Genomic DNA, 1,596 nt, shown 5'->3' on the forward strand with positions numbered 1-1,596 from the left:
CCCAGCCGCGAGATCGTGGTGAAAAGCCTGGGGCCGCAATTTGCCGCCGTTGCCGGGCTTTCCGGGGCGACGTTGCTGGGCGATGGGCGGGTCGTGCTGATTCTCGACCTGCTGGGCCAGCTGCGTGGCCAGCAGCGCAGGTTGGCGCGCCTGCCCGGGGGCGCCAACCCGCGCCAGTTGCCCGGCCCGGTACCGCGCCGCGCCTTGCTGGTGATGGTGGTGGACGACTCGGTCACGGTGCGCAAGGTCACCAGCCGCCTGCTGGAACGCCACGGCATGAGCGTGCTCACGGCCAAGGACGGTGTCGATGCCATGGCGTTGCTGCAGGAGCACCGCCCCGATGTGCTGCTGCTGGACATCGAGATGCCGCGCATGGACGGCTTCGAAGTCGCTACGCGTATCCGCCGTGATGAGCGGCTCAAAGACCTGCCGATCATCATGATCACCTCGCGTACCGGGCAGAAGCACCGCGACCGGGCCATGGCGATTGGCGTGAACGAATACCTGGGCAAGCCGTACCAGGAGTCGTTGCTGTTGCAAAGTATCGCCCAGTGGAGCCAGACCCATGCTTGAACTGATTGCCGGCCAGCGCAGCAGCCTGACCGGGTTGTTGCTGCCCTTGGGTGACCGGACCCTGGTGCTACCCAACGTGGCGGTGGCCGAGTTGAGCGGCCAACGCAACCTGTTGTGCCAGCGCGGCAACCCGCCCTGGCACCTGGGCTGGATCGACTGGCGCCAGCAGCGCCTGCCGCTGATCGGTTTCGAGGCTGCCTGCGGTGGCGAAACACCGTGCGGGGAGCGGGCGCGGGTGGTGGTGCTCAATGCCTTGGGCGACACCGGCCTGCGCTACCTGGCATTGCTGCTGCAGGACATTCCGCGTTCCTGCAAGCTCGACAGCCAGCTCAACTATGTGGACGTGGCGCTGGGGCGGCTGGAGTTGGCCGCAGTGCAGGTGGGCGAGCAAGTGGCGCGGGTGCCGGACCTGGTTGCGCTGGAAAGGCTGGTGCGTGACGCGCAATTGCAATAGCAGCGCTTGAAGTTTCAAACTTGAGGTTGCGAGCTTGAGGGCGGTGTTCGTTTAACCGTGATCGGCTTGCAGCTTGCCGCTTGAAACTAGCCGCTCCTAGAGAGGTCTGTGTTTGCATGTATTACGGTGAACGCTTCAATGCCTGGACGCACCTGGTCGGTGCCATCCTGGCCAGCATCGGTGCCATCTGGCTGATCGTGGTTGCGGGTATGCAAGGTGACCCGTGGAAGATCGTCAGTTTCTCCATCTACGGCAGCACCTTGCTGTTGCTGTACAGCATCTCCACCCTCTACCACAGCACGCGCGGCCGGGCGAAGGTGATCATGCGCAAGCTCGATCACTTGTCGATCTACCTGCTGATTGCCGGCAGCTATACACCGTTTTGCCTGGTCAGCCTGCATGGCCCGTGGGGCTGGAGCCTGTTCGGCGTGGTCTGGGGGCTGGCAGTGATCGGCATGTTGCAGGAAATCAAGCCCCGCTCCGAAGCGCGGATCCTGTCGATCATCATCTACGCGGTGATGGGCTGGATCGTACTGGTGGCGGTCAACCCCCTGCTGCAAGCACTGGGC

The 1,596-nt window shown here is 64.2% G+C and carries 3 protein-coding genes; all 3 read left to right on the forward strand.

Going from position 1 to position 1,596, the window contains the following annotated elements:
* The coding region (locus tag G1E_RS29100; protein WP_256220421.1) for a response regulator at positions 1 to 573 on the forward strand (573 nt) is incomplete at its 5' end.
* A complete protein-coding gene (locus G1E_RS02595; protein ID WP_009682823.1) occupies positions 566 to 1,027 on the forward strand; it encodes a chemotaxis protein CheW in 462 nt (153 codons plus the stop codon). The genes G1E_RS29100 and G1E_RS02595, both read left to right, overlap by 8 nt.
* Positions 1,028 to 1,143: 116 nt before the next feature.
* A partial coding sequence (locus G1E_RS02600) for a hemolysin III family protein (protein ID WP_256220422.1) occupies positions 1,144 to 1,596 on the forward strand: 453 nt, incomplete at its 3' end.

This window comes from Pseudomonas sp. TJI-51 (genome assembly GCF_000190455.2).
Classification (GTDB): domain Bacteria; phylum Pseudomonadota; class Gammaproteobacteria; order Pseudomonadales; family Pseudomonadaceae; genus Aquipseudomonas; species Aquipseudomonas juntendi.